Source organism: Aquisalinus flavus (genome assembly GCF_014640095.1).
Classification (GTDB): Bacteria; Pseudomonadota; Alphaproteobacteria; order Caulobacterales; family Parvularculaceae; genus Aquisalinus; species Aquisalinus flavus.
The window spans coordinates 2,715,960-2,742,657 of record NZ_BMGH01000001.1; the positions used below are offsets into that span (position 1 = coordinate 2,715,960).

The following is a 26,698-nucleotide window of genomic DNA, read 5'->3' on the forward strand; positions in this document are numbered from 1 at the left end:
GATTGTGGTTGGAATCCGGAGAGGGGACTGATAATCAACAAAGCCCACAGGCTTATGAGTCTGATTAGATATATCTCCCGAGCAGAGATCATTCAGGCTAGCGGCAAGACCCTTAAGAAAGACTTAATACCGTGCATGAGGCAATTTTTCTGAAGGCTCTTCGAGGCGAAGCGTGTCATCCGCATCCGGTGTGGTTCATGCGTCAGGCCGGTCGCTATCTTCCCGAATACAGGGCCGTGCGGGAAAAGGCCGGATCGTTTCTCGATCTGTGCTTTTCCCCGGAGATGGCAGCAGACGTGACGCTGCAACCGATCAGGCGGTATGACCTCGATGCCGCGATCCTGTTTGCCGATATCCTGTTGATGCCGATGGTTCTGGGGCAGGACCTGGCCTTCGAAAGCGGCGAAGGGCCGAAACTGTCGCCTGCCCTCGGGAGCAGCGAATTCGACCCATCCCTTTTGAGGAACATGGATATTGTCGCGCCGGTTTATGAGACCGTCCGTCTCGTGCGTGCTGGCCTGGCCAAGGAGAAGGCCCTGATAGGCTTTGCCGGGGCACCATGGACGGTAGCGACCTACATGATCGCTGGTCATGGGGTGAAGGACACGGCAGCCCTGCGCCGGTTTGCCTATGATCAGCCCGATCGTTTTGCCGCGCTGATCTCCGCCCTGGAGGATGTCACCATCGAGTATCTTTGCGGCCAGGTCGCGGCCGGTGCCGATGCGCTGCAGCTTTTCGAGAGCTGGGCGAGCGGTCTGCCGGCGGATTTCGTTCGGCAATGGTGCCTCGCACCAGCGGCCCGGATCGCTGGCGCAGTGAAGAAGCGCCATCCGGGAGTGCCGGTGCTGGCATTTCCAAAAGGCGCCGGTAGCCTCTATCTCGACTTTGCCGCAGAGCCGGTATTCGATGGCCTCAGCCTCGGGACGGAAGTCGACTGGCAATGGGCGCGGGACAATCTCTCGGCAAAGACCCTGCAAGGGGGCCTCGACCCGCTGCTCGTCGCAGCCGGCGGCGATGGAATGCGCGATGCCGCACGGCGTCTGAGGGACACTTTTGCCGGGTCGCCCTATATTTTCAATCTGGGGCATGGTTTCGTGCCGGATACGCCACCAGAGAATGTCGCCGAGCTGGTATCCATCATTCGCGAATAATGGCGGGTATCGTTCCGGAGGGGAAATAAATGGATTTTCTGCTGCCTTTCTACAACTGGATCAAGGTTCTGCATCTCCTGTCGGTGGTCGCGTGGATGGCGGCGATGTTGTATCTGCCGCGGCTGTTCATCTACCACCACCAGTCGGAAAAGGGCGGTGAGGCGGAGACCCTTTTCATCCAGATGGAACGGCGCCTGCTGAAAGGAATCATGACCCCGTCGATGATCGCGACCTGGGTGTTTGGCCTGTTGCTGATCGGTGCCATGCCGGCCTATGGCGCGGAGCCCTGGTTTATCATCAAGTTTCTGTTCGTTATCGCGATGTCGGGCGTGCACGGTTTCTATTCGGCGTCATACAAGAAATTTGCGTCAGGCGAGCGTCCGAGAACGCAGAAGTTCTGGCGCATTCTTAACGAGGTGCCATTCGTGTTCCTCATCATCATTGCCATCATGGTGCTCGTGAAACCGTTCTGATCGCGATTGACGGGCGCTCATACAGTTTGCTATTCTGTCAACTCAGCGTCCTGCTGTTTTTGCGTTTCCCACCATCTTTGGTCCCACCTCGCGTCACGCAACGCCCCACCTTCTCACCACAGGTCTCTCTCTATCATGATGCCCGACAAGATCACGCTTGATGAACTCAAAGCGAAATCGCCGACCGAACTCCTGACATTTGCCGACTCTGTCGGCGTCGAAAACGCCTCTGCCCTGCGCAAGCAGGAGCTCTTGTTCATCACCCTGAAGCAGCTTGCTGAACATGACGTCGAGATAGAAGCCGGCGGCGTTCTGGAAATTCTGCCTGATGGTTTCGGTTTTCTCCGCTCGCCGGATGCAAACTATCTGGCTGGCCCGGATGACATCTATGTCTCGCCCTCGCAGATCCGTAAATTCGCGTTGAAAACGGGCGACACCGTCATTGGCGAAATCCGCTCACCGAAGGATGGCGAGCGCTATTTCGCGCTGACCAAGGTGTCGACGATCAATTTCGAGGATCCTGAAAAAGTCCGCCACAAGGTCCATTTTGACAATCTGACACCGCTTTATCCAGATCAGCGGCTGAAAATGGAAGTTGAGGGCAAGGAGGGAAAGGACCTTTCCTCGCGCGTGATCGACATTGTCGCGCCGCTCGGCAAGGGCCAGCGCGGCCTGATCGTCGCACCGCCGCGGACCGGCAAGACCGTGCTGCTGCAAAACATAGCCCATGCGATCACGACCAACCACCCGGAATGCTATCTGATCGTTCTGCTGATCGACGAGCGCCCGGAGGAGGTCACTGATATGCAACGCTCGGTCAAGGGCGAGGTCGTCTCCTCGACCTTCGACGAGCCGGCCGCGCGCCACGTTGCGGTATCGGAAATGGTGATCGAGAAGGCCAAACGCCTGGTCGAACATGGCCGCGATGTTGTCATCCTGCTCGATTCTATCACCCGGCTTGGCCGCGCCTACAACACCGTCGTGCCGAGCTCCGGCAAGGTCCTGACCGGCGGTGTCGATGCCAACGCCCTGCAACGGCCGAAGCGGTTCTTCGGTGCCGCGCGGAATATCGAGGAAGGCGGCTCGCTGACCATCATCGCGACCGCGCTGATCGATACCGGATCGAAAATGGACGAGGTCGTGTTCGAGGAATTCAAGGGTACCGGTAACTCCGAGATCGTGCTCGACCGCAAGGTTGCCGACAAGCGGACCTTCCCGGCCATCGATATCGGCAAGTCGGGGACACGGAAGGAAGACCTGCTCATGTCCAAGTCGGAGCTTCAGAAAGTCTTCGTCCTGCGCCGCATCCTGTCGCCGATGGGCACGACCGACTCGATCGAGTTCCTGCTCGACAAGCTGCGCCAGACCAAGACCAATGGCGATTTCTTCGACTCGATGAATACCTGAGAGGGCTATTCTCTTTCGATAACACCACAAGCCGGGCTGGCAGTTTTCAGCCCGGCTTTTTTCATGGCATTGTAGGCTGCGATGGGCTGGTCGGTCGCGATGATGTCGACCCCGGCGCGGGCAAGATCGGCGTAATAGTCATACGCGCCCGTGGCCGCGAGACGGTTGTCGATGGAATCTCTTCCACCAAGCGTTCCGAAGATAACCTCGACATCCGCAGCATTGAGTTCATCGAAGACTTTCGTGTCGGGCTCGGTATACCCGGTCCAGCCGAGCAGGCGGTCAGCCGGGACGTCGATCAGATCGAGATCGCCCGGATCATCGAGTGTCGCGGAAATCATTGCGTGCGGATGGAGGCGATGCAGTTTCTCGGCCTGGGCGCTGGTATAGGCAATATAGATAATCCGGTCGGTTGCACCTGCCTGTTTGACGGCTGCGACGACATCGTCGTAGTCGACCGCGCGCTTGATATCGAGCTCGAGAATGGTCTTGCCCTCAGCCCAGGCGAGGGCGCTGGCGAGGGTGGGGGGCGAGTCATACCGGGTTCCGTCCGGTCCTTCCACTGTCAGCGTACTGATGTAATGCCAGTTCCGGTCGGCGATCGCACCGGTTCCCGTGGTCGTCCGCTCGAGCGTGTCGTCATGCATCAGGAAGAGGACGCCATCGGCAGAGACATTGACATCCACCTCCATCAGCGCCGGCACCTCGGCAAGGATCATTTCCATGCCAGCGATCGAATTCTCGACGGTGCCGCCGCGATGGGCGGCAACAAGGGTGACGCCTTCGCCTTCAAGGCAGTCGAAAAAGCCGTTAAGACCGGTGCCCGGGACGAGCGTGCTGCCTGAAAAGTCTGAACGGGCAGGGGCGTCCGTTTCCGCGCATCCCGTAATCAGGAGGCCGATAAGTGCTGCTGCAGCTACATCGTTTCTGAAGGAAAACAATCTATTTCTCCGGATGTGACTGTGGTGCGACTGATTTATACGGATTGATTGTGACAGTGACCTGAACTCATGCCATATCGTTTGCCTTAGAGCATGTAAGGAGAAGACGCGATGAAATTCACCGTCAATGTCGAATGCACCCCGGTCGAGGCGCGCCAGTTCATGGGACTTCCCGATGTGACCAGCATCAATGAGACGTTCATGAACAGCCTCGAGGAAAAGACCAGAGATAATATCGACACCATCACCGACCCGCACAAATATTTCGAGAACATGATGACCATGGGCGGCAAGAATTTCGAGACCATGCAGGCGATGTTCGCGGCGATGATGTCTGGCGGTACCTCCGGAAAGCATGACAATTAGCACCGATACGATTTTTGCGCTGTCGTCCGGAGCCGGACGAGCCGGCGTTGCCGTGTTTCGCCTGTCGGGCCCGCGCGCGCGGGAGGTTGCTGAAACCCTGTCAGGGCGGGCCATACCGACGCGCCAGGTCGTCTATGCCCGATTGCGGGATTCGCACGAGGGCCGCGAGATCGATTCCGGCCTGGTCTTTGCTTTCGACGGCCCGGCAAGTTTTACCGGCGAGGACATGGCGGAGCTGCAGGTCCATGGCTCGCTGGCTGTCATCGATGACCTGTCGGATGTGCTGATGGCGATCGGTGCCCGCCCGGCCGAGCCCGGCGAGTTCACGCGCCGCGCCTTCGCCAATGGCAAGCTCGATCTCGCCCAGGCCGAGGCGCTGGCGGACCTTATCGATGCCGAAACGACCCTTCAGAAGAAACAGGCATTGGGTCAGCTGGGCGGGAGGCTTTCGGGTCTGGCCGAGAGCTGGCGGGGGCAGCTTATCGCGGCCCTGGCGCCGCTTGAAGCGGCAATCGACTTCCCCGACGAGGACGATATTCCCGACCAGATCGAGGCGCGCTCGGCACCGGTGATTGCGGCCCTGATCGAGACCCTCGAGACCTTCGCACGCGAAGCCGAGCAAGGCCGCCGCCTGCGCCACGGGGTCAGCATCGTGCTGCTCGGACCGCCCAATGCCGGCAAGTCATCGCTGTTGAACTGGCTCGCCGGGTCCGAGGCGGCGATTGTGTCGGACACGCCGGGCACGACCCGCGACGCGATCGAGGTCCGGCTCGATCTCGGCGGGGTGCCGGTCAGCGTGGTCGATACGGCCGGGCTGCGCGAGCTGACCGATGATCAGATCGAGCAGGAGGGCATCCGCCGCGCGCGCGCGCGCGCAGCGAGCGCCGATCTCCGGATCGGTCTGTTCGACGGGCGCGACACTGGCGGCCTGGCCGTCTTGTCGGCTGAGATGAGCGCTGATGATTTCCTCGTCGCGAACAAGGCAGACCTATTCGACAGCCTGCCGGAAGTCGGCGAGCGACAGCTGTTCTCCATCTCGCTGAAATCAGGGGCCGGCACCGGCCTGTTGCTCGAAGCGCTGACCCGCCGCGTTCGCGATCTGACCGGGCAGGCGGATGAGCCGCGGCTGACGCGGCTGCGTCATGTCCATGCCGTCAGCGGGGCGATCGAGGCACTGTCCCGCGCCGTGACCCAGACAGGCGCCATGCCGGAACTCGCAGCCGAGGATGTCCGTATGGCGATCAGGTATCTGGACCAGATCACCGGCAGGATCGATGTTGAAGAGGTTCTGGGCGAAATCTTTTCCGCTTTCTGCATCGGCAAATAGTGTTTCACGTGAAACATTGGGGTCGTCGGGAAGCGGATTACCAATTATTCCCTCGCAATCGCGACGCTTTTTGACTATGTCAGCGCCATGAATTCCAGCACTGCGCCCTATCAAGTGATCGTCATCGGCGGTGGCCATGCCGGCTGCGAAGCCGCCGCTGCCGCGGCGCGTGCCGGCGCGCGCACGCTGCTGGCGACGCACAGGATCGAAACCATTGGCGAGATGTCCTGCAATCCGGCGATTGGGGGGTTGGGCAAGGGGCATCTGGTCCGCGAGATCGATGCCCTTGACGGCCTGATGGGGCGCGTAATTGATCGATCCGGCATCCAGTTTCGCATGCTCAACCGGTCGAAAGGCCCGGCTGTCCGTGGCCCGCGCGCCCAGGCCGACCGCGCGCTCTACAAGATGCACATGCAGGCCGAACTGCAGGCGACGGACAATCTCAATATTCTCGCCGCGGAGGTGGAGGATCTGATTGTCGAGAACGGCAAAGTGACCGGGATCGTCACGGCGGAGGGCCAGGCAATAGCGGCTGACGCCGTCGTACTGACCACCGGGACTTTTCTCAAGGGCATGATCCATATTGGCGACAAGCGCATCCCGGCGGGCCGGGTCGGCGAGAAGCCGGCCATTGGTCTGTCCGACAGGCTGTATTCCCTTGGCCTGAAAATGGGGCGTCTGAAAACCGGGACGCCGGCGCGTCTCGATAGCCGCACGATTGACTGGGACCGGCTGGAGATGCAGCCGGCAGACGAGATACCGGTGCCGTTCTCCTTCATGAATTCCGAAATCACGGTGCGGCAGATTGAGTGCGGCATCACCTATACGACTGCAGCGACCCACAAGATCATTCAGGACAATATCGGCAAGTCCGCCGTCTATGGCGGTGCCATTTCCGGGCGGGGACCGCGCTATTGCCCGTCGATCGAGGACAAGGTCGTTCGCTTCGCTGAAAAGGGGCAGCACCAGATCTTTCTCGAGCCCGAAGGGCTGGATAGCCATTGGGTCTATCCGAACGGCATTTCGACTTCGCTGCCGGAAGATGTCCAGGACCAGTTCCTGCGCACTATCCCCGGGCTGGAGAGCGTCACCGTCATCCGTTTTGGCTATGCGATCGAATATGATTATGTCGATCCCCGCGAACTGGACGCGGCGCTGCAGGTTAAAATCATGCCCGGGCTTTTCCTGGCCGGCCAGATCAATGGCACCACCGGTTACGAAGAGGCCGGCGCCCAGGGGCTCATGGCCGGGATCAACGCCGCGCGCCGGGCGCAGGGCGAAGATCCGTTCAGTCTCGACCGGTCGCAGGCCTATATCGGCGTCTTGATTGACGACCTCATCACCCGCGGTGTGACCGAGCCCTATCGCATGTTCACATCCCGCGCCGAGTACCGCCTGACGTTGCGCGCCGACAACGCCGATGAGCGCCTGACACCGCTGGGTATCGCGATCGGGTGCGTCGGGAAAGACCGCGCGGAAATGTTCCACGTGAAACAACAGCGTCTGGCGACGTTGCGTGATTGGGCCTCAACGACGCAACTCAGTCCTCACGAGGCGCAGAAGCACGGGATCAAGGTCAATCAGGATGGGCGCAAGCGGACGGTTCTGGAGTATATGACCTATCCGCATGTGACGATCGACCAGTTGATCGCCGTCTGGCCCGAAATGGCGGATTTCGATGCCGTTCTGCTCGAACAGCTTCAGACTGACGCGTTGTATGCCAATTACCTTGATCGCCAGCAGGCGGATATTGCCGCCTTCCGCAAGGATGAGAACCGGGAAGTTCCGGCCGATATCGACTATGGCGCCATTCCCGGCCTCTCCAACGAGGTTCGCAACAAGCTGAGCGAGGCCCGTCCGGGCACTATCGGGCAGGCGAGCCGGATAGAGGGCGTGACCCCGGCATCCATCGCGCTGTTGCTGGCCTGGCTGCAAAAGTCCCGGAAGGCCGCGGTCGTACATGGTTGAGACCCCGCACTCGCTTACGGAGTTTGTCGCGGCTTTTCCTGTTTCACGTGAAACATCCGACAAGATTGCCGCTTTTGACGCGCTGTTCCTTGACTGGGCGGCGCGCTTGAACCTCGTTGCCAAATCGTCCGTGGAGGACCGCTGGACCCGACATTATCTCGACTCTGCGCAAATTCTGCCCTTGTTGCCGAAAGAGGCCAAGCGCATCGTCGATCTCGGTTCGGGCGGCGGGTTTCCGGCGCTCTTCCTGGCGCTGATCGACGATCACCCGAAACGGCATTATTTTCTCGTCGAAAGCATCGCCAAGAAATGCGCATTCCTGCGCGAGGTGGCGATCAAGCTCGACCTTGGCAACGTCACGATTATCAACGACCGGATCGAGAGCCGGCCCGACCTGCGCCCGGCGGATGTGGTGACGGCAAGGGCGCTGGCGGGTCTGTCGAAACTGCTTGCCTATGCGCTGCCGATCTCCTCCGTCCGGACAATGTGCATATTTATGAAGGGCGAAAAGGCGGAAGAGGAATTGACCGCCGCCTCCGGCCAATGGAAGATGGACGTCACGCGTCATCCCAGCCGCACCCATGAGGCGGCAACAATTCTGGAAATCAGGAACATTGCCCGTGCCCGATAGCGCCAGCCCCCTCGCTTCCCGCCGCGACAAGCCGAGAATCCTCGCCATTGCCAACCAGAAGGGTGGCGTCGGCAAGACGACGACGGCGATCAATCTCGGCACGGCGCTTGCCGCGGTCGGCGAGAATGTGCTGATCATCGACCTCGACCCCCAGGGCAATGCCTCCACCGGCCTCGGGCTTGGCCGGGCCGAGCGAAAGGTGACCACCTACGACGTGCTCCTCGATGGCGCATCGCTTGAATCCGCCGAATGCGTGACCGCCGTGCCGCGCCTGTCGATCGCGCCGGCGGGCCAGGACCTGGCTGGCGCGGAGATCGAATTGATCGAGGTCGAGAACCGCCACTACTGCCTCGACAAGGCGATCAGGGATTTCGCGAAAGCACGGCCGGACATCACCTATATCATGATCGACTGCCCGCCCTCGCTCAGCCTGCTCACGATCAACGCGATGGCGGCCGCCGATGCGGTGGTCATACCGCTGCAATGCGAATTTTTCGCGCTGGAAGGGCTGAGCCAGATCCTGCGCACGATCGACAAGGTGAAGCAGCGCATCAATCCGCGTCTCGAGCTTCAGGGAATCATCCTGACCATGTATGACGGCCGGAATAATCTGTCGCAACAGGTCGAGGCCGATGTGCGCGAGCATATGGGCGACAAGGTCTACCGCACGGCCATACCGCGGAATGTGCGCATTTCAGAGGCGCCGTCCCACGGCAAGCCGGCGCTGCTCTATGACCTGAAATGCGCGGGCAGCCAGGCCTATATCAAGCTGGCGAGCGAAGTGATCCAGCGCGAACGCGCCGCCTGACCGACGGATGGAGACAAGAATGGCAAAAAAAGGTCTTGGCCGCGGGCTGGGCATGTTGCTGGGCGAAGACAATGAGGCGGAAGCGGCACTGGCACGATCGGCCACCGATATCGCCAGATTGCCCATCGAATTCATCATTCCGGATCCGGAACAGCCCCGGAAGCACTTTGCTGATGACGCCATCGCCGAGTTGGCGGCGTCGATCCGCACGAAAGGGCTTCTGCAGCCCATTCTGGTCCGCCCGACCGGCAAGAACAAGGACGAGTACCTGATCGTCGCAGGCGAGCGGCGCTGGCGCGCGGCCCAGAAAGCCCAGCTGCACGAGGTGCCGGTCATCATCCGCGAGCTGGATGACGAGCAGGCCGCGGAAATCGCGCTGATCGAGAACGTCCAGCGCGTCGATCTCAACCCGATGGAAGAGGCCGAAGCCTATCAGCGCCTCGCCGAGAAGCATGAACGCGGCCAGGCCGAGATTGCCGAGGCTGTCGGCAAGAGCCGCAGCCATATCGCCAACATGATGCGGCTGACCGGGCTGCCGAAAAAGGTCAAGGCGCAGGTCAGGGAGGGGCATCTCTCCATGGGTCATGCCCGCGCGATCCTGTCGGCGGAATATCCCGAACAGGTCGCGAGCCTGGTGCTGGAGCGCGGCCTGTCCGTGCGCCAGACCGAGGCACTGGTCCGCGCGGCGCGCGAGGGCGGGGTCGGGATTGCCAGGAAAGAGCCCAAGGCAAGTGCCCCGGCAGAGAAGAATGCCGACACGCGGGCGCTCGAGCGGGATATTGCCGAGGCGCTTGGCATGGAGATTTCCATCGAGCATCGTGGCAAGAAGGGCGGCACACTGACGGTCTCCTACGGCAACCTCGATCAGCTCGACGAAATCTGCCGCCGCCTCATGGAACTGCCAAGGTAACGATCAGCGATGCAGCGATCAGGCCCGGCTTGCCAGGGCCGACAGGCGCAGGGCTGTGCGCTCGATGATTTCCTGTACCGGCGCACCGGTGGTCTTGGCATCATGTTCCGCCTGCAGAAGGTTTGACAGGGCACCCTCCAGTCGCGGCAGCGGCCACTTCTTCAGCTGTGCCTGGAAGGCCCGCTCCTCGTTGAAGAAGACGGGCGGCTTCAGCTTTTTCATCGCCGCCGAGGCTGGGTCCCCACTCGCGATCATCGACTGCGCCGCATAGAGCCGGGAGAAGTGGCGTTGCAGGAAAATCAGCGTGGTCATGGCGCCGGTGCCGGCCTCAGCGGCGCGATACAGCGCCGCGGACAGGTCGGCAAGGCGGCCCTGTGCGACGATGCCGGCAATATCGGCCGCCATGTCCTGGGTGAAGTCGGCGAGGCATTCGGCCACGTCTTCCGGCTTGATCTGATAGGGCTCTTCGTCAGCACCACGCAGCGATTTCGGCCCGGCATAGAGGATCAGCTTTTCCATCTCCGCCCGGCTGATCCCGCGATCGGTCCCGAGCGTCGTTGTCAGCATCATCAGCGCATCGTCGGTGATGAGCAGGTCTTCGTCCCTGAGCATCTGCTCGATCATGGCCTTGAGGTCGAGATCGGAATCCTCGTAACAGGCAATCGCCGCGGTATGCTTCGATTTCTCGAACAGCTTGCGCAACGGCGCGGTCTTTTTCAGGCCGCCCGCCTCGATGATCGTCAGGGCATTGGGATTGAGCGACCCATTGTCGAGCGCTGCGACGAGCAGCTTGCCCGCTGAATCGACCGGCGCGCCGGCGCCGCGCACCCGCACGACGCGTTCACCGCCCATGAAGGAGAGCGCGGCCGCTTCGTCGACCAGACGGCCCGGTTCCTCCTTCAGGTCACTGTCGGACAATTCGATGAAATTGAACGGATCCTTCAGGTCGCTGACGACCTGGCGCGCGAGAATGTCCGACCGCTCCCGCACCGACCCCGCATCATTGCCATAGATCAGCACGGCCTTGAAAGTGCCGTTACGCCGTTTCAGCAGCGCATCGACATCGCGGGGTTTGATGGCGGTCATTCGTCCCGATCAGTTGAAGTTCTTGAAGTGCAGGACCAGATCGATCTCGATATCGTCTGCGAGCATCTGGGAGGCGACCCGGATCGCCTCTTCGCGGGCGACGAGGGTTGCATATTGCGATGGCACGGCACCGTAGCTCGTGACCGCCTGGGCGCTGTCCCGCAGGACGACCGTGCCGTCGACATCGCGCAACTCGTAATTGGCTATCAGGCGAATGGTGAACTGTACCGTGGTGGCCTGCCGGGTGATCGCCTCGGAAAGGGTTTTTTCGTCGAGCTCGATATCGAGCCCATGGCTAGCAGCGGCGCCTGTCCTGAACCGGCGCTGCAGCTCCGATTGCAGGAGATACCCGGCATCGGTCTCGCTTTCGATCCGGGTTATGTCGATGCCGGACAGCGAGGCCTGAAGCCCTGCACCGCGCTCGGCATAGAGCGGGGAAAACCCGCAGGCCGCCGTCATGGCGGCGAGGGCGAGCGCCGCCGACGCCTTCAGCATGGATTTCATGGATACGACCTTCGACATGATACTTCCCCTCAAGGTTTGACCACAATATTAATGATCCGTCCCGGAACCACAATCAACTTAACGATCTGCATACCGTCGAGATGACGCTGGACGGCGTCATCCGCGAGGGCGAGCGTTTCGACCGTTTCCTTGTCGGCATCGGCGGGCACGGTGATCTCTGTGCGCCGCTTGCCATTGACCTGGACCGGCATAATAATCGTTTCGGCGACGAGAAGGGCCTTTTCAGCCTTTGGCCATGGGGCATCGCACACCAGGCCCGTGCCGCCGAGATGAGCCCAGCACTCTTCCGCCAGATGCGGAATGAAGGGCGCGATCAGGCGGGTCAGGGCGGACAGACCCTCGCAAACCGCCTCTTCCGATACGCTCGATCCGGCCTTTTTCAGGCCGTTGATAAATTCATAAAGCCGCGCAATCGCCTTGTTGAAGCGGAAATGCTCAATGTCTTCGGTCACGCCATCAATCGTCGCATGGGTCAGCCGGCGCAAGTCCGGGTCCATACCGGCCGGTATCTCCGCTCCGGCGCGGGCGAAGATGCCCTTGTGTGGCTCGCACAGGTCCCAGATCCGGTTGACCAGGCGCCAGGCACCCTCGACACCGGCTTCGGACCATTCAACATCGCGCTCGGGCGGCGAGTCCGACAGCATGAACCAGCGTGCCGCGTCGGCGCCATAGGTCTGGGCGATCTCTTCCGGCGAGACGACGTTCTTCTTCGATTTTGACATTTTCTCGATCGAGCCGACGATGACCTCTTTGCCGGTCTCGATATTGATGACCTTGCCGCCCTTCCTTTCGACCTGTTCGGGGAACAGCCAGCGGTCCTTCAGCTTTTTCGTTTCGTCGGCGTCGAGATAGGTCTCATGCACGACCATGCCCTGGGTGAACAGGTTCTGGAACGGCTCGGCAACACTCACATGGCCGCATTCCATCATGTTGCGGGTATAGTAGCGCGCATAAAGCAGATGCAGGATGGCGTGCTCGATGCCGCCAATATATTGATCGACCGGCAGCCAGTAACTGGCCTCGTCAGGGTCGGTCGGTGCGGCAGGGGCCGGGGCGGCAAAGCGGGCGAAATACCAGGACGAGTCGACAAAGGTGTCGAAAGTGTCGGTCTCCCTGCGGGCATCGGCGCCGCATTCGGGACAGGCGACATTGACGAAATCCGGGTTGCGGTCGAGTGGATTGCCCGGTTTGGAGAAGTCCGCCTCATCCGGCAGTTTTACCGGCAAGTCCTGTTCCGGCACCGGAACGACCCCGCACTTTTCGCAGTGTATGACCGGGATGGGGCAGCCCCAATAGCGCTGGCGGGAAATGCCCCAGTCGCGCAGGCGATAATTTGTCGTGCCCTGGCCGTCGCCGATCTCCTCGATCCTGGCGATGGCTTTCGGCAGCGCATCTTCCACTGGGAGACCATTGAGGAAATCAGAATTGAAGATCGTACCCGGGCCGATATAGGCCTCGTCCTCGATATCGAAGGTCTTCGGGTCGGCATCCGGCGGACAGACGACCGGGATGACGTCGAGATCATATTTGCGGGCGAAATCGAGGTCGCGCTGGTCATGGGCCGGGCAGGCAAAGATCGCACCGGTGCCATACTGCATCAGGATGAAATTGGCGACATAGACGGGCAGGGATTTGCCCTCGACGAAGGGATGCCTGACCAACATCGGCAGGCGATAGCCGCGCTTCTCGGCCTTCTCGATCGCTTCCTCGGACGTGCCGGCGCCCTGGCATTCGGTGATGAACGCCTGCAGCTTCGGATCGTGCTGCGCAAACTCGGCGGCGAGCGGGTGATCCGGCGAGACACCGACAAAGCTGGCGCCGAACAGCGTGTCCGGCCGGGTCGTGTAGATTTCGATCGTCTCAAAGCCCCTCGGCGCACCCTGAACGGCATGGAAGCGCATCTTCAGGCCCTTGGACTTGCCGATCCAGTTCTTCTGCATCGTCTTGACATTGTCAGGCCAGCCTTCGAGACGGCCGTCTTCGAGCGCCGCCAGCAGGTCGTCGGCGCGGTCGGTGATGCGGAAGAACCATTGCGACAGGCGGCGGCGTTCTACGGCTGCACCGGAGCGCCAGCCCTTGCCGTCGATCACCTGTTCATTGGCCAGCACGGTCTGGTCGACCGGATCCCAGTTGACCATGCTCTCCTTGCGCTCGATGAAGCCCTTCTTCCAGAACTCCAGGAACATGCGCTGCTCGTGGACATAATAGTCCGGGTCGCAGGTCGCGAATTCGCGGCTCCAGTCGATGGCGAGGCCCATCTGCTTGAGCTGCTCGCGCATGATCGCGATATTGCCATAGGTCCAGTCGCGCGGATGGCCGCCCGACTGCATCGCCGCGTTTTCCGCCGGCATGCCGAAGGCGTCCCAGCCCATCGGGTGCAGGACATTGAACCCCTGCGCCTTCTTGTAACGCGCAATGACATCGCCCATCGCGTAATTGCGGACATGGCCGATATGGATACGCCCCGATGGATAGGGGAACATTTCGAGGACGAAATATTTCGGCTTATCGCCACTGGCGACCGCCTTGAAGGCGTCGGCCTCGTCCCAGGCCTTGCGCCATCTGGGTTCTGTCTCTTTCGGGTTGTACGGAGTCTTCCGGGCCATCTTTGTTCAATTTCCTGCTGGATATCTCGCCTAGACATACAAAAAACGCCTGCTTTGAACAGGCGTTTTCTTTTCCGCAAAGCAGATCGTGGGACTATTTAGCTGATCGAGTTCAGCCGCAGCTGACGCGCGCGGGTCAGGATCGCGTTCTCGATCTCGCGGGCGGTTGCCGGATTGACCGGTGTGTCGACCCAGCCATCGGCTGTGCGGCTCTGCTTGAACACCGAAACCCGCAGCGCATCGGCGCGCAGGGCGGTGTCGAGAATGTAGATGTTCGCTTTCAGGCGCTCGTTCTGGGCCGGGGCGTACCAGTCGGTGATGATCAGGCCGCCAATCGGGTCGGCGGTGAAGATCGGCATGAAATCCAGAGTCTCGAGCGAGGCAGCCCAGAGATATTTGTTCACGCCGGTGGCGGACGAGCCCTTGCCGCTGATCGAGATCGGCGAATTCCGGTCGTCGCTGCTATTGCCGTTGCTGGCGCAGGCCGCCAGAATGGCAGCGCTAAAGGCGATGCCAAGAATCTTGGCGATACGGATGGTTTCAGGCTTCATTCTGCCCTGTCTCCCTTCGGGAAATTCTTGAAATTAACCAGTCGTGGCTTTCCTATCACAGACAGAAAATACATCAAATAGTTCTGGTGTAATTATGTTGACCATAAGGCGATCTCGCCCTTTATAGGGAATATTCTGACACACGCCACCGAAAAGACCGTTACAAGCTAACATAACTGAAATTGTTGCGGAATTTTAAGTGGCGCAGAGTGTTTAAAATTACATTATCGCGGTTAGTATTCGCTTTAGGGGAACTGGTCCAGGATTACGGCATGACGGGGATCAATCGGTATATCAGCAAATGGCTCGCAGCAGGCGTTTCCGCCGCCGCGCTTAGCCTGTGTGCGCTTGCCGCTCCTGCTGCTGCCCAGGATGGCGATGTCAACCTCTCCGGTGACGTCACCAATGTCACCGGCGTCGTCGATGGTGACCTGAAATCCGATACCAATGCGCGGGTCCGTCTGAATGCCTCGCGCCTGCTCGATAATGGTCTTGAGATCGGCGGCGAGCTCGAAGCCCGTCTCGATGGCGAGATTCCCCGTCAGTACTGGGCCGGTGGCCGCTATTCCAGCCTGACCGCCGGTGGCGCGCGTGGGGTCGGGCCGTTGTCAGGCGATGCCTGGCTGCAGGGCGCCAATGTCTATGCTCGCGGCGGCCTCGGCACGGTCTCTGTTGGTCGTGACAATGGTATTGCCAGCCAGCTGGCGGTGACTTCGCCGACGATTTTCTCTGCCATAGGCGTCAATGACTGGAAGACCGATCTGACTGGCATGAATGACGTCCACACGATCAATGATTTCTCCGGTTATGCGACCAAGATGACCTATATGCCGCCGGCGAATTTCCTCGGCGGTGTCCTTGGCGGCCTGCAGCTCGGCGTTTCCTATACGCCGCGCATGGTCGACTGCAAGGATGATCTGTGTGCGCCCTATAATGGTTATTCGCCGCTGATCGATCCGGAAACGCGCCTCGGGGCCAATTCCTCGTGGAAAGACGTGATGGAAACCGCCGTTTATTACGAGCGCGGAGTCGGCGAAAAGCGCGACCTGCGGGTCGGGGTTGGCGCGTCCTATGTTCAGGCGCAGGAAGATGTCGACAACACGCTGAGCAGCGCATTCGATGATTACGAAGCGTATTCGCTCGGCGTCAATCTCGGCTATCGCGGCTTCACCCTCGGCGGCTCGGTCAAGAATACCAATGCGGCCTTCAAGCAGGAAGACGAAGACGGCTATCTCGCTTTCGATGCCGGCCTGACCTATGAGACCGGCCCGTGGGGCTTCATGGTCGGCTATGGCGCCTCTGACGCCGAGCGCGATGCAGCAAGCCCGATCTCCCCGGCCTTCTACCGCCAGACCCAGTCGGCACAGGCCGGCGTGTCTTACGTCTTCGACCAGGGCGTGACCCTCGGTGCCGCCGCGCAATTCGTCGAATCCGACAAGCCGGCCCAGCTGGGGGGCGAGGAAAACGCTGCCGCTGTCGTGTTCGAAAGCGGCTTCAAGTTCTAGATCATCTCAGCGTTCTATCGAAACGCTGACACGATCCATCCTCCTCGTTTGTCGCGGTTGCTGACGGTGAACCGGTTCCCACTTTACCGGGAAACGCTCTAATCCGCCTCAAAGCCGTCAATTGCTCCGAACCCGGCGAAAAGGCCGGGCTTTATTTTGCCCGCCGTGTGCTGATTGATGCCGCCAAGCGCCAGAACCGGCAGGCGCGCCGCTGCGGCCATCGCGTGGGCCCGCAGCGGGCCGAGGGGCAGGGTGCCTTCATGGCTCGCCGTGACGAAGACCGGCGACAGGAAGGCGCAATCGGCGGCGGCGGCCCTCGCCAGTGATGGCGCATCGTGGCAGGCCGCAGAGACGATCCAGCCAGGATGGTCATTCTTCAGCCCACGGATCCTGTATGTCTGCCATTGTGGCAGGTGAACACCATCCGCCCTCAGCCGCATCGCCAGCGAGGGGTCACCGGCAACCAGAAAAGACAAGCCCCTCATGCGGCAGGTATTTGCCAGCCTCTGGCCCAGCACGCCGCGGCCCGGCGTGTCGTAATGGCGGAAAATGACGGCCATGCGGATACCAGTCATGCGCGGTAATCTCATCACGATGCGCACCGGGTTTCCCGCCCTCTCGTCCGTGAAAAGCGCCATATCAAATGGTGCCCTCCTGCTTTGGCCATGCCTTGACGATGACGCCGCCCCCGCCCTAAGCCTTGCGGCGTGCCGTGCCATCATCATGGCCTTGCTGTTTATGCTGACATTGTGACCCATATGGACCTTATGCCTGAAAACGATCTGACCGCCAAAGATGTTGTCGAGAACCTAGCCGCGGTGCGCGCCCGGATCGACAGGGCGGCGGAGGCGGCGGGCCGCAAGGGCGGCGACATCACGCTGACGGCGGTCACGAAAAAATTCGCAATAGACCATATCAAGCCGGTCATCGCCGCCGGCCACCGCAGCTTCGGCGAAAACCGGGTGCAGGAGGCGCAAGGCAAGTGGCCGGCCATGAAAGAAGCCTGGCCCGATATCGAGTTGCGGCTGATCGGCCCGCTGCAAACCAACAAGGCCGATGACGCGGTCGCGCTGTTCGACGTGATCGAGACGCTCGACCGGGAAAAGCTTGCCCGCGCCCTGGCCAAATCCATGGACAAGCTCGACCGGCGCCCCGACCTGCTGGTGCAGGTCAACACAGGCGAGGAAGACCAGAAGGCCGGCATCTCCCCGCGCGATGCCCTCTCCTTCATCGACCAGTGTCGCGGGGAGTATCAATTGCCGGTGCGCGGGGTAATGTGCATCCCGCCGGTCGACGACTATGCCGCGCCGCATTTCGCCCTGCTGGCAAAGATCGCCGCCGATGCCGGCCTGCCAGTCATCAGTATGGGAATGAGTGGCGACTACGAGATGGCAATCAATCTCGGCGCCACCCATGTGCGGGTCGGCTCGGGCATTTTCGGCGAGCGCCCGAAAGGCTAGCGCCTGGAGTATCCTTGAAACAGATAAACTGTCTGCATTCAAATGATTTAATCTGAGCGCAGGTTGACCTAATCCGGGACGGTGGCGATGAACTGGTTCATCGCGGCACGGATCATCGGAAAGCCCTGGCAGGCCGAGTGGATCGTCCCGATCTCGACATTGTGCGGCTTGTAGTAGGACCAGTGAATCGGGCGTCCCGGTTTCGGGCCGCAATTATTGCCGTTGAGAATCGCGGAGTTCACCTCGACCAGCTGGTCATTGTAGTGACGTTTCCCGCTGCCCGTTTCCTCATAGCTGATCCCGATCATGGTGTAGTTGTGCCGGTTGGATATGTCGGTAGGGTTGTTGTTGAGCACCGCAAGGTCGTGGCTTGACTGCCACATCGACATCGCCCCGAGATTGTACGGGTACCAAGTGATCCAGGCGGCGGTGCCGAGGTTCGGCGTGCAATAGGTCATAAGCGAGGACGGTTTGATGAAGCCATTGGCAACGAGCTGGCGGCAGACGAGCCCGCCCATGCTGTAGCCGAACATGTGCACATTATGCAGCGGAACGCCCAGTGCCAGCATGTTATTCTGGACAAAGGTCGCTGCGGTCACGAAGGAGACATTGGTCGGGTACAGGTTGATATAGACCCGATAGCCGCGGGGCTCGTAATACTGGCGCATCTCTTCCATGAACGGATAAAGCGCTGTACGCGGATCGGATGAGGGGATGGGGTAGAACGGGTCGAAGCCATGCATCAGCATGATGACGCCCTTGACGGATTTCGCCGATAGTTCCGCCGGCGCCCGGCGGGCCTCGTCCCGGTCATCGCTCAGCATGTCCCCGAGGGGGAAGGACGGCGCAGGCGGTTCGGACGTGCTGATCTCGGGCTGCTTGTCAGGGCTCTCCGCTTTGTCGGTCATGACTGTCTCCGTGCCATTCAGGAAACGATCTATGCGCGAAATGCCGGTGTCCGCCTATCCCCCGAATCGGGGAGCGCGGGCGTTGAAACGGGCAATGCTGATCAATGAACGATCAGTGTGTGGATCTCGCTGCCGGTTCCGCAATGCTTCAGGATGCCGAGCATGGCATCGAGACTGACGGCAATACACCCCTCCGTAGGGGAATAGTTTTCCTTGGCGAGGTGAAAGAAAATGGCGCTGCCCTCGCCAGGGCGCGGCTTGTCATAATTCCAGCCAAGCACGACGCAGATGTCATAGGCATGATCGTCGCGCCACATCTTCTCATGCGAGCCGTCGAAGGGCAGGTGGACGAGACGGTTATAGGCAGGCGAGGAAGGGTCGTCACACCAGCCCATATTGGGCAGGAGCGGGATGGTCCTCAGCCGGGTCTGCGGCCGCTCGACATGATCGGGCCGGAAATAGACCTGCAGCAGCGGCATGGTCGCCAGCGGCGTGCCGCCATCTCCTTCCTTCTTGCGCCGCACGAGACCCGCAGGGCCGAGGGCACAGTCAAATTGCGTGTCGCGCACGGAGATAATGCCCCGGGGCTCACTTTTTCTGGCTGTCACCTTCAACTGCATGTGATGGCCCTCTGACACAAGCCGGTTTTCTCAGCCGCAACACGCAGTATAGTGCGCGTAGCTCCTGGGGCGTTGTCTGCGCCTGTCAGCAGTATGGAGGACTTATGCCGCGGGCGAAACGAATTCTACTCGTCGATGACGACGATCTTTTGCGTGAAACACTTCTCGACCAGTTCGAGGTCCATGACGAGTTCAAGGTGGAAATTGCCGGGACCGCAGCCGCTGCCATCGACAAGGTCAAGCAGGAAGCGCATATCGACATCGTGTTGCTGGATGTCGGCCTGCCCGACATGGACGGGCGCGACGCCTGCCGCGTCATGCGCAAGAACGGTTTCAAGTCGCCGATCATCATGCTGACCGGCGCGGATTCAGAGGCCGACACGATCCTTGGCCTCGATGCCGGTGCCAATGATTATGTCACCAAGCCGTTCAAGTTCTCGGTGCTGCTTGCCCGCTTGCGCGCCCATTTGCGCAGCCATGAACAGAGCGAGGACGCCGTTTTCAAGGTCGGTCCCTACGAGTTCAAGCCGGCGGTGAAAATGCTGGTCACCGAGAAAGACCGCAAGATCAAGCTGACGGAAAAGGAAACCTCGATCCTGAAATATCTCTATCGCTCAGGCGGCCAGCCGGTCAGCCGGGAGAAATTGCTCGACGAGGTCTGGGGCTATAATTCCGGGGTCACGACCCACACGCTGGAGACCCACATCTATCGTCTGCGCCAGAAGATCGAGCCCGATACGTCTCAGGCCTCGCTGCTGCTGACGGAGGGTGGCGGTTATCGCCTCGTCCTCGACCGCTGATAATGGCGATCGAGTTCTGGCACAATCCGCGCTGTTCGAAATCGCGCCAGGCGCTGGCCCTGTTGCAGGACGCCGGCGCCGCGGTGACGGTGGTCGAGTATCTGAAAACTCCGCCGACGCAGAAGCGCCTGAAAGAGGTGATCGCGCTCCTGGGTGTCGAGCCGCGTGAGGCGATGAGGACGAAAGATAAGCTTTATCGCGACCTTGAACTGGACGAGGTCTCCCACCAGGCGCTGATCAAGGAAATGGCGGAAAATCCGATCCTCATCGAACGCCCCATCGCAATCAGCGGTGAGAAAGCTGTCATCGGCCGCCCCCCGGAGACCGTGCTGGCACTGCTGTAGTCGCGCAGACGAGGACCGCGGCTCACGTAATACTATCTTATCGGCGCGGAACCACCCAGCACCCCGGTTGTTTCACTCTTGCCGACAAGCGTATAGATTGAAATAATGCACAGGGGTCGACAATGCATGACTACCCCGACAATGATGACACTAACAGCGTCATTTCCGCACCAGAACGAAAAACATCCCCCGGGTATACCTGTTACAGCGGCTTCGTGACCTCCCGCTTCTCCGGATCCACGACGGCCGATCTGACCTTGCTGTATGAACCGCTCGACCTGTGCCGTAGCGACCGACAAAAAGTTCGCGATATCCTGACCCTGATCGAAAAGTTGCACAGGCCGGCGCGACGCGTGTCCCGCCATCTATGAAGCGCCCGGCCCTCAGCCGGACTTGTTTTCCGCCTGCCGGGTCCGCTCTTCCTCGCGCTCGATCTCCTCTTCCAGCTCATGCCGGCGCTCTACGTCATAGCGCTCCGGTTCTTCATACATCTCCCGGGTTGCCTCTTCGGACAGCCGTTCGGAGCGGCGCGAGCGTAACCTGTAATGGGTTGCGCCCCAGATCAGCGCGATCAGCAGGATGATGATGCCGATGCCATAGGGTATTTCCGCGGTCATGGCGGCGATATCCCCGGGCTGACAGGCGCCGGTGCCCGGGACAGAAAAGGTCAGGGTGGTCATGCTTCGCATCTCCGCAATGTGCTCATTCACGGAATGGACAAGGGCGAAGGATGGTTCCGGCGAGGGCTGGCGTCAGTCCTCTATCCGTCTGGCTTCCGCCTCCAGCATGATCGGCATGCCATCGCGGATCGGATAGGCCAGCTTGGCCTTGTCGCTGATCAGCTCGGCCGCTTCCCGGTCATAGCGCAACGTGCCACGGCTGACCGGGCAGACGAGGATCTCCAGCAGTTTCGGATCGACGCTGTTGTCGGGTGGTGTCTCGGCACTCATCGGCTTTCGGCTTTCCTGTCGCAGACGCCCTATTGCAGGCGCGATGGCTTGTCGTCGATGTCTGACATGTCGGTCGTGCCCTCGGCAAGGGCCATTTCCATCAGGGTGACCAGGGTTTCCGTCCGCGCCTCGCAGGTCGCGGCTTCGAGGATCGCCTGCTTCTCGTCGGGCGAGAACGGGCAGGACATGGCAACGGAATTGACGATGGTCTGTGACGGCGCACTCACGATCGACTCCCAGTCGGCCTTCATCCCGGATTCGCTGAGATAGCGCGACAGCACGCCGAGCAGTTTCTCCCGCACCGGTGGCAGCTCTTCCTCGTTCTGGGAATAGGGATCGTTCGGGAAACCGCTCCAGTCGACCTCCATCATGCGATAGGGGGTCCCGTCCATGATCTCCTCCCGGTTCACGAAGCGGGAGAGGCCGGACAGGGTGATGAGATAGCGGCCATCCTCGGTTTCCATGAAGGAGGTGATGCGCCCGGCACAGCCGACGCGGTACAGATCCTGGTGCAGACCCTCGTCTGATTTCGGCCGCACCATGCCGATCAGCCGCCCGGCGCCCAGGGCATGATCGGTCATGGCGAGATAGCGCGGTTCGAAAATGTTCAGCGGCAGTTTTCCGCCAGGCAGCAGCAAGGCGTTGCGCAGCGGGAAAACGGGCAATCGCTCAGGCAGGATAATGTCCTCTGCCTGATGCGGGAATTTACTCATGGATACTTCTCCTGATGGCCCTGTCATCGAAGGGGCCAATAGCCGTTATCAGGAAAATAGGATCGAGGAGAGCTTCCGGCGAATCCTGAGGGTGACTGGATTTGTCGCACCCAGTGCGTCGAACAGGGTCAGAAGCTTCTTGCGGGCGGCATCTTCGTTCCAGTCGCGCTCTCTGGCGATGATGCCGAGCAGGGTGTCGCCGGCCTCTTCCATCTGGCCCGCGCCGATCTGCGCGACGGCATAGTCATATTGCGCGTGCAGATCGTCCGGGTTGGCCTCGGCCTTGTCGCGGGCCTCGGCAAGGTCGGCGCCATCGCCGGCGGACAGGTCAAGGGCGGCTTTCGCGCTGGCGACGGCCTGCTCGCTGGCATGAGACTCGGGCATCTGGTCAAGAATCTGCCGGGCCTGGTCGAGATTGCCCGACGCCATGTAGCAGCGGGCAAGACCGGCGAGCGCGCGCGAGTGCAGCTTGTCGTCTTCCTCGAGCATTTCGGCAACGCCGCCATAAAGCTGGGCCGCCGTGTTCAGGTCGCCATCATTGAAAGACTGGTCGGCGACGCTCAACGCTTCTTCCGGGTCCGGCCCGTCGCCCGGGGCACCGCCAAGACCCATCTGCTCGCCCGCCTGGAGCGCCCGTTGCAGGAAGGCGTTGATTTCGCTTTCCGGGATCGCGCCGGCAAAGCCGTCGACCGGGCGGCCGGCGACAAACGCCATCACGGTCGGCACGGACTGGATGCGCAGCTGCTGGGCCAGCATCTGGTTCTGGTCGATATCGACCTTGACCATCTTCACCTTGCCTTTCAGCGCGGTGACGGCCTTTTCCAGCATCGGGCCCAGCGTCTTGCACGGGCCGCACCAGGGTGCCCAGAAATCGACGATGACCGGCACTTCCTGGGAGGCCTTCATCACATCGTCGGCAAAGCCCTCGATAGTGGTGTCCTTGATCAGGGTCTGTGCGGTTGCGGGGGCGTCCTTGCCGGCGCCGATAATGTCAGTCATGGCTTGTTCTCCTTGCCGCCTACATGGCGCGGTGACGGGGCTAAAGCAAGAGGGGCATAGCCTGGGGCGCGACCGTTCTCAACCGAGGGGTTTTTCGAGGGAGACCGTCTCCGCTTCATGGCCGCAATCGGCAATGAACCGCAACAGGCCCTCCGGCGAGACCGCCGTCGAGGCATTGTTCTCCAGCGGGTGAAACCAGACCGGATTGAAGACCATCATCTCCTGACCAAGAATGACCCGCGAGATCCGCCGGTCGCGGTCATTGATCAGGGCAAAGGGCGTGACCGAGCCGGGCGTTACCCCAAGCACCGCTTCCATCAGCTCCGGCCTGCCGAAGGACAGCCGCCCCTGCGCCCCGATGGCCGGCCCCAGTGCCTTCAGGTCGATGCGCGTCTCGCCGAGGGCGACGATCAGGAACAGCGTACCCTTCTTGTCCTTGACGAACAGGTTCTTGGAATGCCCGCCGGCGAGGTCCCGTTTCAGGTGCTCGCCTTCCTCCACGGTGAAGACCGGCGGATGGTCGACCGTCCTGTGCCCGATGCCGAGCGCATCGAGCCGGGCGTAGAGGTCGTCACGGGTTGCCTGCATGATGGTGTCACCCCTCCTGTATGATGTCCTGCTTAACCGGCATGGCGAAAAATTCAAACCTGCCGGAAAATTTTCTCTTGCAAGTGCGCTTCGCTTGCGCTTTAAGACGGGCTCGCCGATCAACCCGGCAGTGAGCGGGCGTAGCTCAGGGGTAGAGCATAACCTTGCCAAGGTTAGGGTCGGGCGTTCGAATCGCCTCGCCCGCTCCATTTTTCTTCCTTCTTCACAAACCCGTCAGACCACCCTCCAGGGTGCGTCTCTGCGTGAACTATCCATCCCTGCGGCTGTAAGGATTTCATGAACAGTTATTCATGAGAGGAAGACCCATGCGCGCCATCCTGCTTTCCACCACCGCCCTCCTGCTCGCGGCTTGCGGCAATGATGTTGCCAGCGATGCCGATAGGAATTCCGATAGCGACGAGATGAACATGGCCGCCGCTGACAGCCCGGCCAATTCCACCGATACCGGCGACATGGCGGCTGCCGACATGACCGCGACGGGTATCGCAGACAATCCCGGCGTTGCCGATACCATGAATGGGGAACCCGTTCCGCAGGGCGAGCCGAACGTGCCGAGCCAGACGCCGGCCTTCCCCGGCCAGACCCGCGCGCCGCAATCGGACTCTGGCGTTACCCTGCAGGCGGAGGAAATCGCCGGCTTCGACGAGCCATGGGGCATGGCGCTGCTGCCTGATGGCGCAGCCCTTGTGACCGAACGCGGCGGCGACCTCTACATGGTCAGCGCCGCCGGTGAAAAATCATCGCCGATCACCGGCGTGCCGGAAGTCGACAATCGCGATCAGGGCGGCTTGCTCGACATTGCGATCAGTCCGGACTTTTCCAGCGATCGCATGGTCTATATCGCCTTCTCGGAGCCGCGTGGCGACAATGAGAACGGCACGTCGCTGGCGCGCGGCACCCTGTCAGAGGACATGACGGCGCTTGAAAATGTGGAAGTGATCTTCCAGCAAATGCCGTCCTGGGAATCGACCAAGCACTTCGGCAACAATATCGAGTTCGATGGCGACGGGCATCTCTTTCTCACGCTTGGCGAACGCTCCCTGCCGGAGCCGCGCCAGCTGGCCCAGGATCTCGACGCCCATCTCGGCAAGGTCGTGCGCCTGAACATGGATGGCACGGCGCCCGACGGCAATCCGTTTACGGATCGTGACGGAGCCCTGCCCGAGATCTGGTCCTACGGCCACCGCAACATACAGGGCGCGGATATCCATCCGGAGACAGGCCGGTTGTGGACGATCGAGCATGGCCCCGCCGGTGGCGACGAGATCAATATTCCCTCGGCCGGGACCAATTACGGCTGGCCGGTCGTCACCTATGGCGAGGACTATGATGGCACGCCCATCGGTGACGGCATCACCGAGCGGGAAGGCATGGCCCAGCCGGTCTATTACTGGGACCCGGTCATCGCTCCCGGTGACATGGTCTTCTATGAAGGCGCGATGTTCGCCGACTGGCAGGGTGATCTGCTCGTCGCGTCGCTCAAGCCCGGCGCCATTGTCCGCCTCGAGCTCGATGGCGAGCGCATTGTCGGTGAGGAGCGCCTGCTTACGGACCTTGCCCGGATCCGCGACATTGACGTCGACAAGGACGGCTCCCTCCTTATTCTGACCGACGAGACCAATGGCGGGCTCTACCGCGTCACGCCTGAATAGGCTTCAGGCCGGGAACGGGCGTTCTGGCAGAAGTGTTTCTGCCTGCGAGAGGTAAATATCATGTCCAAGGAAAAACAACCGCCGGCCGGCCGGGTCATCATCCCTTATGGCCGCTCGCTGATGTCGCTGGTCGCGGCGCATTCGCTGGCGCGCCAAAATATCGAGGTGATCGGTTGTGATGATGTCGACTTCACCGTGCTGTCCTTCTCGCGCTACACATCCCATAATTTCGTCCATGCGAACCATGACGAGGAGCCGGAAAAATTTCTCGACGACATGGAAAAAAATATCCGCAAATACAAGCCGGAGGATGACCGCCCCTATATCCTCATGCCGATGTTCCGTGAAACCGTCCTGCTCGCAGAGAACAAGGATCGTTTCGCGGGACTGATCGAGATTGCCGCGCCGGATGGCGCGTCGATCGGCATGGTCAGTCCGAAGCACAAGCTGGTCGACACGGCCCGCGATGCCGGCGCCGCCATTCCGGAAACGCGCCAGCCCAGGGACCTCGACGATTTTGCGGCAATGCTCGACGACATCCCCCTGCCGGCAGTGATCAAGCCGGTCGATGGCGTCGGCGGGCGCGGTATCAGCTTCTGCAAGACGAAGGAGGAGCTCGACAAGGGTTATCGCAAGCTGGCTGGGAAGGAAACGATCATGCCGCTGATCCAGGAAGCGGTCGACGGCAGCGATTACTGCATGACCGGCCTGTTCCGCGATGGCGAGCTTCTTGCGCACATGGCGTATACGAACCTTCAGACCTTCCCGAAGGAGTCCGGTGCCGGTGTCATGCGCGAGACGGTCGAGGACGATCTTTTCGCCGAAGAGGTCAGGAAGCTGATGAAGCCGACAGGCTGGACCGGCGTCGCCGAGATCGATTTCCGCTGGACCGGCAAACAGGAGGACCGTCCGAAACTGATCGAGGTCAATCCGCGCTTCTGGGCCGGGCTGTTTCAATCGGTCGATTCCGGGGTCGACTATCCATGGCTGCTCTACCAGATGATCGTCACGGGCGAGGTGCCGGAGCACCAGGAAGCCGAGATCGGGCACAAGACCCGCGTTCCCGGCTTCTGGGCGGCGGAAGCCTTGATCGAGGCGTTTGACGAGGAAAAGGATTTCAGCCGTGTCTCCGCGGCGTGGCGCAAGGTGAAGGCGACCTTTTCCGATCATCAGTATCAGGATACGGTCAAGTATCTGGGCGCGCTGTTCTCCGAGGCGACCAATCTTGACGATGCCGCCTTCGTCCTGAAGGACCGGTTCCATTCCGCCCGTGAGGCGGAGAGTGAGTTGCAGCTGAAGAAAGACCCAATGACCTCCCTCGGCGTCTTCTATGTGCTCGGCTCGCTCATCCGGCATGGCAAGCTGCCGCCGGAGATCAAGGGCTGATC

The 26,698-nt window shown here is 60.9% G+C and carries 29 protein-coding genes and 1 tRNA gene; 17 read left to right on the forward strand and 13 right to left on the reverse strand.

Going from position 1 to position 26,698, the window contains the following annotated elements; translation table 11 throughout:
* The first annotated feature begins 131 nt into the window (after positions 1–131).
* The 3 genes from hemE (at position 132) to rho (ending at position 3,031) form a co-directional block, all read left to right on the forward strand.
* Positions 132–1,151 carry a uroporphyrinogen decarboxylase gene (gene hemE / locus IEV88_RS12385; RefSeq protein ID WP_188158146.1) on the forward strand — a complete coding sequence of 340 codons (1,020 nt, stop codon included), beginning with the start codon at positions 132–134 and terminating at the stop codon, positions 1,149–1,151.
* Between the two features lie 29 nt (positions 1,152–1,180).
* Positions 1,181–1,624 carry a CopD family protein gene (locus IEV88_RS12390; protein ID WP_188158145.1) on the forward strand — a complete coding sequence of 148 codons (444 nt, stop codon included), beginning with the start codon at positions 1,181–1,183 and terminating at the stop codon, positions 1,622–1,624.
* A 135-nt stretch (positions 1,625–1,759) separates the two neighbouring features.
* The gene (gene rho, locus IEV88_RS12395) at positions 1,760–3,031 is read left to right on the forward strand and encodes a transcription termination factor Rho (protein WP_188158144.1); all 1,272 of its coding nucleotides are present in this window, start codon (positions 1,760–1,762) and stop codon (positions 3,029–3,031) included.
* Positions 3,032–3,036: 5 nt separating this feature from the next.
* On the opposite strand, the gene IEV88_RS12400 is transcribed toward rho, so the two are convergent.
* Positions 3,037–3,972 (reverse strand): glycerophosphodiester phosphodiesterase family protein, encoded by a 936-nt coding sequence (locus IEV88_RS12400; RefSeq protein WP_188158143.1) that lies wholly within the window; start codon positions 3,970–3,972, stop codon positions 3,037–3,039.
* A gap of 111 nt (positions 3,973–4,083) precedes the next feature.
* Here IEV88_RS12400 and IEV88_RS12405 point away from each other — a divergent pair, with 111 nt between their 5' ends.
* The 6 genes from IEV88_RS12405 to IEV88_RS12430 all read left to right on the forward strand — a co-directional run bounded on the left by IEV88_RS12405 (position 4,084) and on the right by IEV88_RS12430 (position 9,982).
* Positions 4,084–4,338, forward strand: coding sequence for a DUF6489 family protein (locus tag IEV88_RS12405; RefSeq protein WP_188158142.1), 255 nt, complete (start codon positions 4,084–4,086; stop codon positions 4,336–4,338).
* Positions 4,328–5,665, forward strand: a complete 1,338-nt coding sequence (gene mnmE / locus IEV88_RS12410) for a tRNA uridine-5-carboxymethylaminomethyl(34) synthesis GTPase MnmE (RefSeq protein ID WP_188158141.1) — start codon at positions 4,328–4,330, stop codon at positions 5,663–5,665. Before IEV88_RS12405 ends, mnmE begins: the two co-directional genes overlap by 11 nt.
* 87 nt (positions 5,666–5,752) lie before the next feature.
* Entirely contained in the window at positions 5,753–7,633 is a 1,881-nt protein-coding gene (gene mnmG / locus IEV88_RS12415) for a tRNA uridine-5-carboxymethylaminomethyl(34) synthesis enzyme MnmG (RefSeq protein ID WP_188158140.1), read from the forward strand.
* Complete coding sequence (rsmG, locus tag IEV88_RS12420) at positions 7,626–8,264, forward strand: 16S rRNA (guanine(527)-N(7))-methyltransferase RsmG (protein WP_188158139.1); 639 nt, start codon at positions 7,626–7,628, stop codon at positions 8,262–8,264. The genes mnmG and rsmG overlap by 8 nt, the downstream gene beginning before the upstream one ends.
* Positions 8,215–9,072 carry a ParA family protein gene (locus IEV88_RS12425; protein ID WP_188158138.1) on the forward strand — a complete coding sequence of 286 codons (858 nt, stop codon included), beginning with the start codon at positions 8,215–8,217 and terminating at the stop codon, positions 9,070–9,072. The genes rsmG and IEV88_RS12425 overlap by 50 nt, the downstream gene beginning before the upstream one ends.
* 19 nt (positions 9,073–9,091) lie before the next feature.
* On the forward strand, positions 9,092–9,982 hold the full coding sequence (locus IEV88_RS12430; RefSeq protein ID WP_206711175.1) for a ParB/RepB/Spo0J family partition protein: 891 nt from the start codon (positions 9,092–9,094) through the stop codon (positions 9,980–9,982).
* Between the two features lie 18 nt (positions 9,983–10,000).
* On the opposite strand, the gene holA is transcribed toward IEV88_RS12430, so the two are convergent.
* From holA to IEV88_RS12450, 4 genes are all read right to left on the reverse strand, one after another.
* Positions 10,001–11,068 (reverse strand): DNA polymerase III subunit delta, encoded by a 1,068-nt coding sequence (gene holA, locus IEV88_RS12435; RefSeq protein ID WP_188158136.1) that lies wholly within the window; start codon positions 11,066–11,068, stop codon positions 10,001–10,003.
* A gap of 9 nt (positions 11,069–11,077) precedes the next feature.
* Positions 11,078–11,590 (reverse strand): LPS assembly lipoprotein LptE, encoded by a 513-nt coding sequence (gene lptE / locus IEV88_RS12440; protein ID WP_188158135.1) that lies wholly within the window; start codon positions 11,588–11,590, stop codon positions 11,078–11,080.
* Between the two features lie 11 nt (positions 11,591–11,601).
* Positions 11,602–14,199, reverse strand: coding sequence for a leucine--tRNA ligase (gene leuS, locus IEV88_RS12445; protein ID WP_188158134.1), 2,598 nt, complete (start codon positions 14,197–14,199; stop codon positions 11,602–11,604).
* Positions 14,200–14,297: 98 nt separating this feature from the next.
* On the reverse strand, positions 14,298–14,750 hold the full coding sequence (locus tag IEV88_RS12450; protein ID WP_188158133.1) for a DUF3576 domain-containing protein: 453 nt from the start codon (positions 14,748–14,750) through the stop codon (positions 14,298–14,300).
* A 272-nt stretch (positions 14,751–15,022) separates the two neighbouring features.
* Here IEV88_RS12450 and IEV88_RS12455 point away from each other — a divergent pair, with 272 nt between their 5' ends.
* Positions 15,023–16,255 carry a porin gene (locus IEV88_RS12455; protein WP_188158132.1) on the forward strand — a complete coding sequence of 411 codons (1,233 nt, stop codon included), beginning with the start codon at positions 15,023–15,025 and terminating at the stop codon, positions 16,253–16,255.
* A 98-nt stretch (positions 16,256–16,353) separates the two neighbouring features.
* Here the strand turns inward: IEV88_RS12455 and IEV88_RS12460 are convergent, their stop codons facing one another.
* Positions 16,354–16,893: a thiamine phosphate synthase gene (locus IEV88_RS12460; RefSeq protein WP_188158131.1), complete on the reverse strand. Its 540-nt coding sequence runs from the start codon at positions 16,891–16,893 to the stop codon at positions 16,354–16,356.
* 120 nt (positions 16,894–17,013) lie between these two features.
* On the opposite strand from IEV88_RS12460, the gene IEV88_RS12465 reads away from it, so the two are divergent.
* The gene (locus tag IEV88_RS12465; protein ID WP_229731473.1) at positions 17,014–17,715 is read left to right on the forward strand and encodes a YggS family pyridoxal phosphate-dependent enzyme; all 702 of its coding nucleotides are present in this window, start codon (positions 17,014–17,016) and stop codon (positions 17,713–17,715) included.
* Between the two features lie 68 nt (positions 17,716–17,783).
* On the opposite strand, the gene IEV88_RS12470 is transcribed toward IEV88_RS12465, so the two are convergent.
* Together IEV88_RS12470 and IEV88_RS12475 are read right to left on the reverse strand one after the other, a co-directional pair.
* Positions 17,784–18,623, reverse strand: coding sequence for an esterase/lipase family protein (locus IEV88_RS12470; RefSeq protein WP_188158130.1), 840 nt, complete (start codon positions 18,621–18,623; stop codon positions 17,784–17,786).
* A 101-nt stretch (positions 18,624–18,724) separates the two neighbouring features.
* Positions 18,725–19,231 (reverse strand): L,D-transpeptidase family protein, encoded by a 507-nt coding sequence (locus IEV88_RS12475; RefSeq protein WP_206711174.1) that lies wholly within the window; start codon positions 19,229–19,231, stop codon positions 18,725–18,727.
* Between the two features lie 116 nt (positions 19,232–19,347).
* On the opposite strand from IEV88_RS12475, the gene IEV88_RS12480 reads away from it, so the two are divergent.
* The 3 genes from IEV88_RS12480 to IEV88_RS12490 all read left to right on the forward strand — a co-directional run bounded on the left by IEV88_RS12480 (position 19,348) and on the right by IEV88_RS12490 (position 20,758).
* On the forward strand, positions 19,348–20,043 hold the full coding sequence (locus IEV88_RS12480; protein WP_188158128.1) for a response regulator transcription factor: 696 nt from the start codon (positions 19,348–19,350) through the stop codon (positions 20,041–20,043).
* A 2-nt stretch (positions 20,044–20,045) separates the two neighbouring features.
* Complete coding sequence (gene arsC / locus IEV88_RS12485; RefSeq protein WP_188158127.1) at positions 20,046–20,387, forward strand: arsenate reductase (glutaredoxin); 342 nt, start codon at positions 20,046–20,048, stop codon at positions 20,385–20,387.
* Between the two features lie 122 nt (positions 20,388–20,509).
* Entirely contained in the window at positions 20,510–20,758 is a 249-nt protein-coding gene (locus tag IEV88_RS12490) for a hypothetical protein (RefSeq protein WP_188158126.1), read from the forward strand.
* A gap of 12 nt (positions 20,759–20,770) precedes the next feature.
* Here IEV88_RS12490 and IEV88_RS12495 read toward each other — a convergent pair whose 3' ends face one another.
* The 5 genes from IEV88_RS12495 to IEV88_RS12515 form a co-directional block, all read right to left on the reverse strand.
* A complete protein-coding gene (locus IEV88_RS12495; protein ID WP_188158125.1) occupies positions 20,771–21,067 on the reverse strand; it encodes a hypothetical protein in 297 nt (98 codons plus the stop codon).
* 72 nt (positions 21,068–21,139) lie between these two features.
* Entirely contained in the window at positions 21,140–21,337 is a 198-nt protein-coding gene (locus IEV88_RS12500) for a Trm112 family protein (protein ID WP_188158124.1), read from the reverse strand.
* Positions 21,338–21,366: 29 nt separating this feature from the next.
* On the reverse strand, positions 21,367–22,050 hold the full coding sequence (locus IEV88_RS12505; protein WP_188158123.1) for an LON peptidase substrate-binding domain-containing protein: 684 nt from the start codon (positions 22,048–22,050) through the stop codon (positions 21,367–21,369).
* 48 nt (positions 22,051–22,098) lie between these two features.
* Entirely contained in the window at positions 22,099–23,049 is a 951-nt protein-coding gene (trxA, locus tag IEV88_RS12510; protein WP_188158122.1) for a thioredoxin, read from the reverse strand.
* 78 nt (positions 23,050–23,127) lie between these two features.
* On the reverse strand, positions 23,128–23,637 hold the full coding sequence (locus tag IEV88_RS12515) for a prolyl-tRNA synthetase associated domain-containing protein (RefSeq protein ID WP_188158121.1): 510 nt from the start codon (positions 23,635–23,637) through the stop codon (positions 23,128–23,130).
* Positions 23,638–23,771: 134 nt separating this feature from the next.
* On the opposite strand from IEV88_RS12515, the gene IEV88_RS12520 reads away from it, so the two are divergent.
* The 3 genes from IEV88_RS12520 to IEV88_RS12530 all read left to right on the forward strand — a co-directional run bounded on the left by IEV88_RS12520 (position 23,772) and on the right by IEV88_RS12530 (position 26,696).
* Positions 23,772–23,846, forward strand: a tRNA-Gly gene (locus IEV88_RS12520).
* Between the two features lie 117 nt (positions 23,847–23,963).
* The gene (locus IEV88_RS12525) at positions 23,964–25,310 is read left to right on the forward strand and encodes a PQQ-dependent sugar dehydrogenase (RefSeq protein ID WP_206711173.1); all 1,347 of its coding nucleotides are present in this window, start codon (positions 23,964–23,966) and stop codon (positions 25,308–25,310) included.
* Positions 25,311–25,370: 60 nt separating this feature from the next.
* Positions 25,371–26,696: a carboxylate--amine ligase gene (locus tag IEV88_RS12530; protein WP_188158120.1), complete on the forward strand. Its 1,326-nt coding sequence runs from the start codon at positions 25,371–25,373 to the stop codon at positions 26,694–26,696.
* Positions 26,697–26,698: the final 2 nt, after the last annotated feature.

What these genes read in the sequence shown, in the direction of transcription:
- IEV88_RS12390 (WP_188158145.1), top strand. Translation starts at nt 1,181, where the DNA reads ATGGATTTTCTGCTGCCTTTCTACAACTGGATCAAGGTTCTGCATCTC.
- rho (WP_188158144.1), top strand. Translation starts at nt 1,760, where the DNA reads ATGATGCCCGACAAGATCACGCTTGATGAACTCAAAGCGAAATCGCCG.
- IEV88_RS12405 (WP_188158142.1), top strand. Translation starts at nt 4,084, where the DNA reads ATGAAATTCACCGTCAATGTCGAATGCACCCCGGTCGAGGCGCGCCAG.
- mnmE (WP_188158141.1), top strand. Translation starts at nt 4,328, where the DNA reads ATGACAATTAGCACCGATACGATTTTTGCGCTGTCGTCCGGAGCCGGA.
- mnmG (WP_188158140.1), top strand. Translation starts at nt 5,753, where the DNA reads ATGAATTCCAGCACTGCGCCCTATCAAGTGATCGTCATCGGCGGTGGC.
- rsmG (WP_188158139.1), top strand. Translation starts at nt 7,626, where the DNA reads ATGGTTGAGACCCCGCACTCGCTTACGGAGTTTGTCGCGGCTTTTCCT.
- IEV88_RS12425 (WP_188158138.1), top strand. Translation starts at nt 8,215, where the DNA reads ATGAGGCGGCAACAATTCTGGAAATCAGGAACATTGCCCGTGCCCGAT.
- IEV88_RS12430 (WP_206711175.1), top strand. Translation starts at nt 9,092, where the DNA reads ATGGCAAAAAAAGGTCTTGGCCGCGGGCTGGGCATGTTGCTGGGCGAA.
- holA (WP_188158136.1), bottom strand. Translation starts at nt 11,068, where the DNA reads ATGACCGCCATCAAACCCCGCGATGTCGATGCGCTGCTGAAACGGCGT.
- lptE (WP_188158135.1), bottom strand. Translation starts at nt 11,590, where the DNA reads ATGTCGAAGGTCGTATCCATGAAATCCATGCTGAAGGCGTCGGCGGCG.
- leuS (WP_188158134.1), bottom strand. Translation starts at nt 14,199, where the DNA reads ATGGCCCGGAAGACTCCGTACAACCCGAAAGAGACAGAACCCAGATGG.
- IEV88_RS12450 (WP_188158133.1), bottom strand. Translation starts at nt 14,750, where the DNA reads ATGAAGCCTGAAACCATCCGTATCGCCAAGATTCTTGGCATCGCCTTT.
- IEV88_RS12455 (WP_188158132.1), top strand. Translation starts at nt 15,023, where the DNA reads ATGACGGGGATCAATCGGTATATCAGCAAATGGCTCGCAGCAGGCGTT.
- IEV88_RS12460 (WP_188158131.1), bottom strand. Translation starts at nt 16,893, where the DNA reads ATGGCGCTTTTCACGGACGAGAGGGCGGGAAACCCGGTGCGCATCGTG.
- IEV88_RS12465 (WP_229731473.1), top strand. Translation starts at nt 17,014, where the DNA reads ATGGACCTTATGCCTGAAAACGATCTGACCGCCAAAGATGTTGTCGAG.
- IEV88_RS12470 (WP_188158130.1), bottom strand. Translation starts at nt 18,623, where the DNA reads ATGACCGACAAAGCGGAGAGCCCTGACAAGCAGCCCGAGATCAGCACG.
- IEV88_RS12480 (WP_188158128.1), top strand. Translation starts at nt 19,348, where the DNA reads ATGCCGCGGGCGAAACGAATTCTACTCGTCGATGACGACGATCTTTTG.
- arsC (WP_188158127.1), top strand. Translation starts at nt 20,046, where the DNA reads ATGGCGATCGAGTTCTGGCACAATCCGCGCTGTTCGAAATCGCGCCAG.
- IEV88_RS12490 (WP_188158126.1), top strand. Translation starts at nt 20,510, where the DNA reads ATGCATGACTACCCCGACAATGATGACACTAACAGCGTCATTTCCGCA.
- IEV88_RS12495 (WP_188158125.1), bottom strand. Translation starts at nt 21,067, where the DNA reads ATGACCACCCTGACCTTTTCTGTCCCGGGCACCGGCGCCTGTCAGCCC.
- IEV88_RS12500 (WP_188158124.1), bottom strand. Translation starts at nt 21,337, where the DNA reads ATGAGTGCCGAGACACCACCCGACAACAGCGTCGATCCGAAACTGCTG.
- IEV88_RS12505 (WP_188158123.1), bottom strand. Translation starts at nt 22,050, where the DNA reads ATGAGTAAATTCCCGCATCAGGCAGAGGACATTATCCTGCCTGAGCGA.
- trxA (WP_188158122.1), bottom strand. Translation starts at nt 23,049, where the DNA reads ATGACTGACATTATCGGCGCCGGCAAGGACGCCCCCGCAACCGCACAG.
- IEV88_RS12515 (WP_188158121.1), bottom strand. Translation starts at nt 23,637, where the DNA reads ATGCAGGCAACCCGTGACGACCTCTACGCCCGGCTCGATGCGCTCGGC.
- IEV88_RS12525 (WP_206711173.1), top strand. Translation starts at nt 23,964, where the DNA reads ATGCGCGCCATCCTGCTTTCCACCACCGCCCTCCTGCTCGCGGCTTGC.
- IEV88_RS12530 (WP_188158120.1), top strand. Translation starts at nt 25,371, where the DNA reads ATGTCCAAGGAAAAACAACCGCCGGCCGGCCGGGTCATCATCCCTTAT.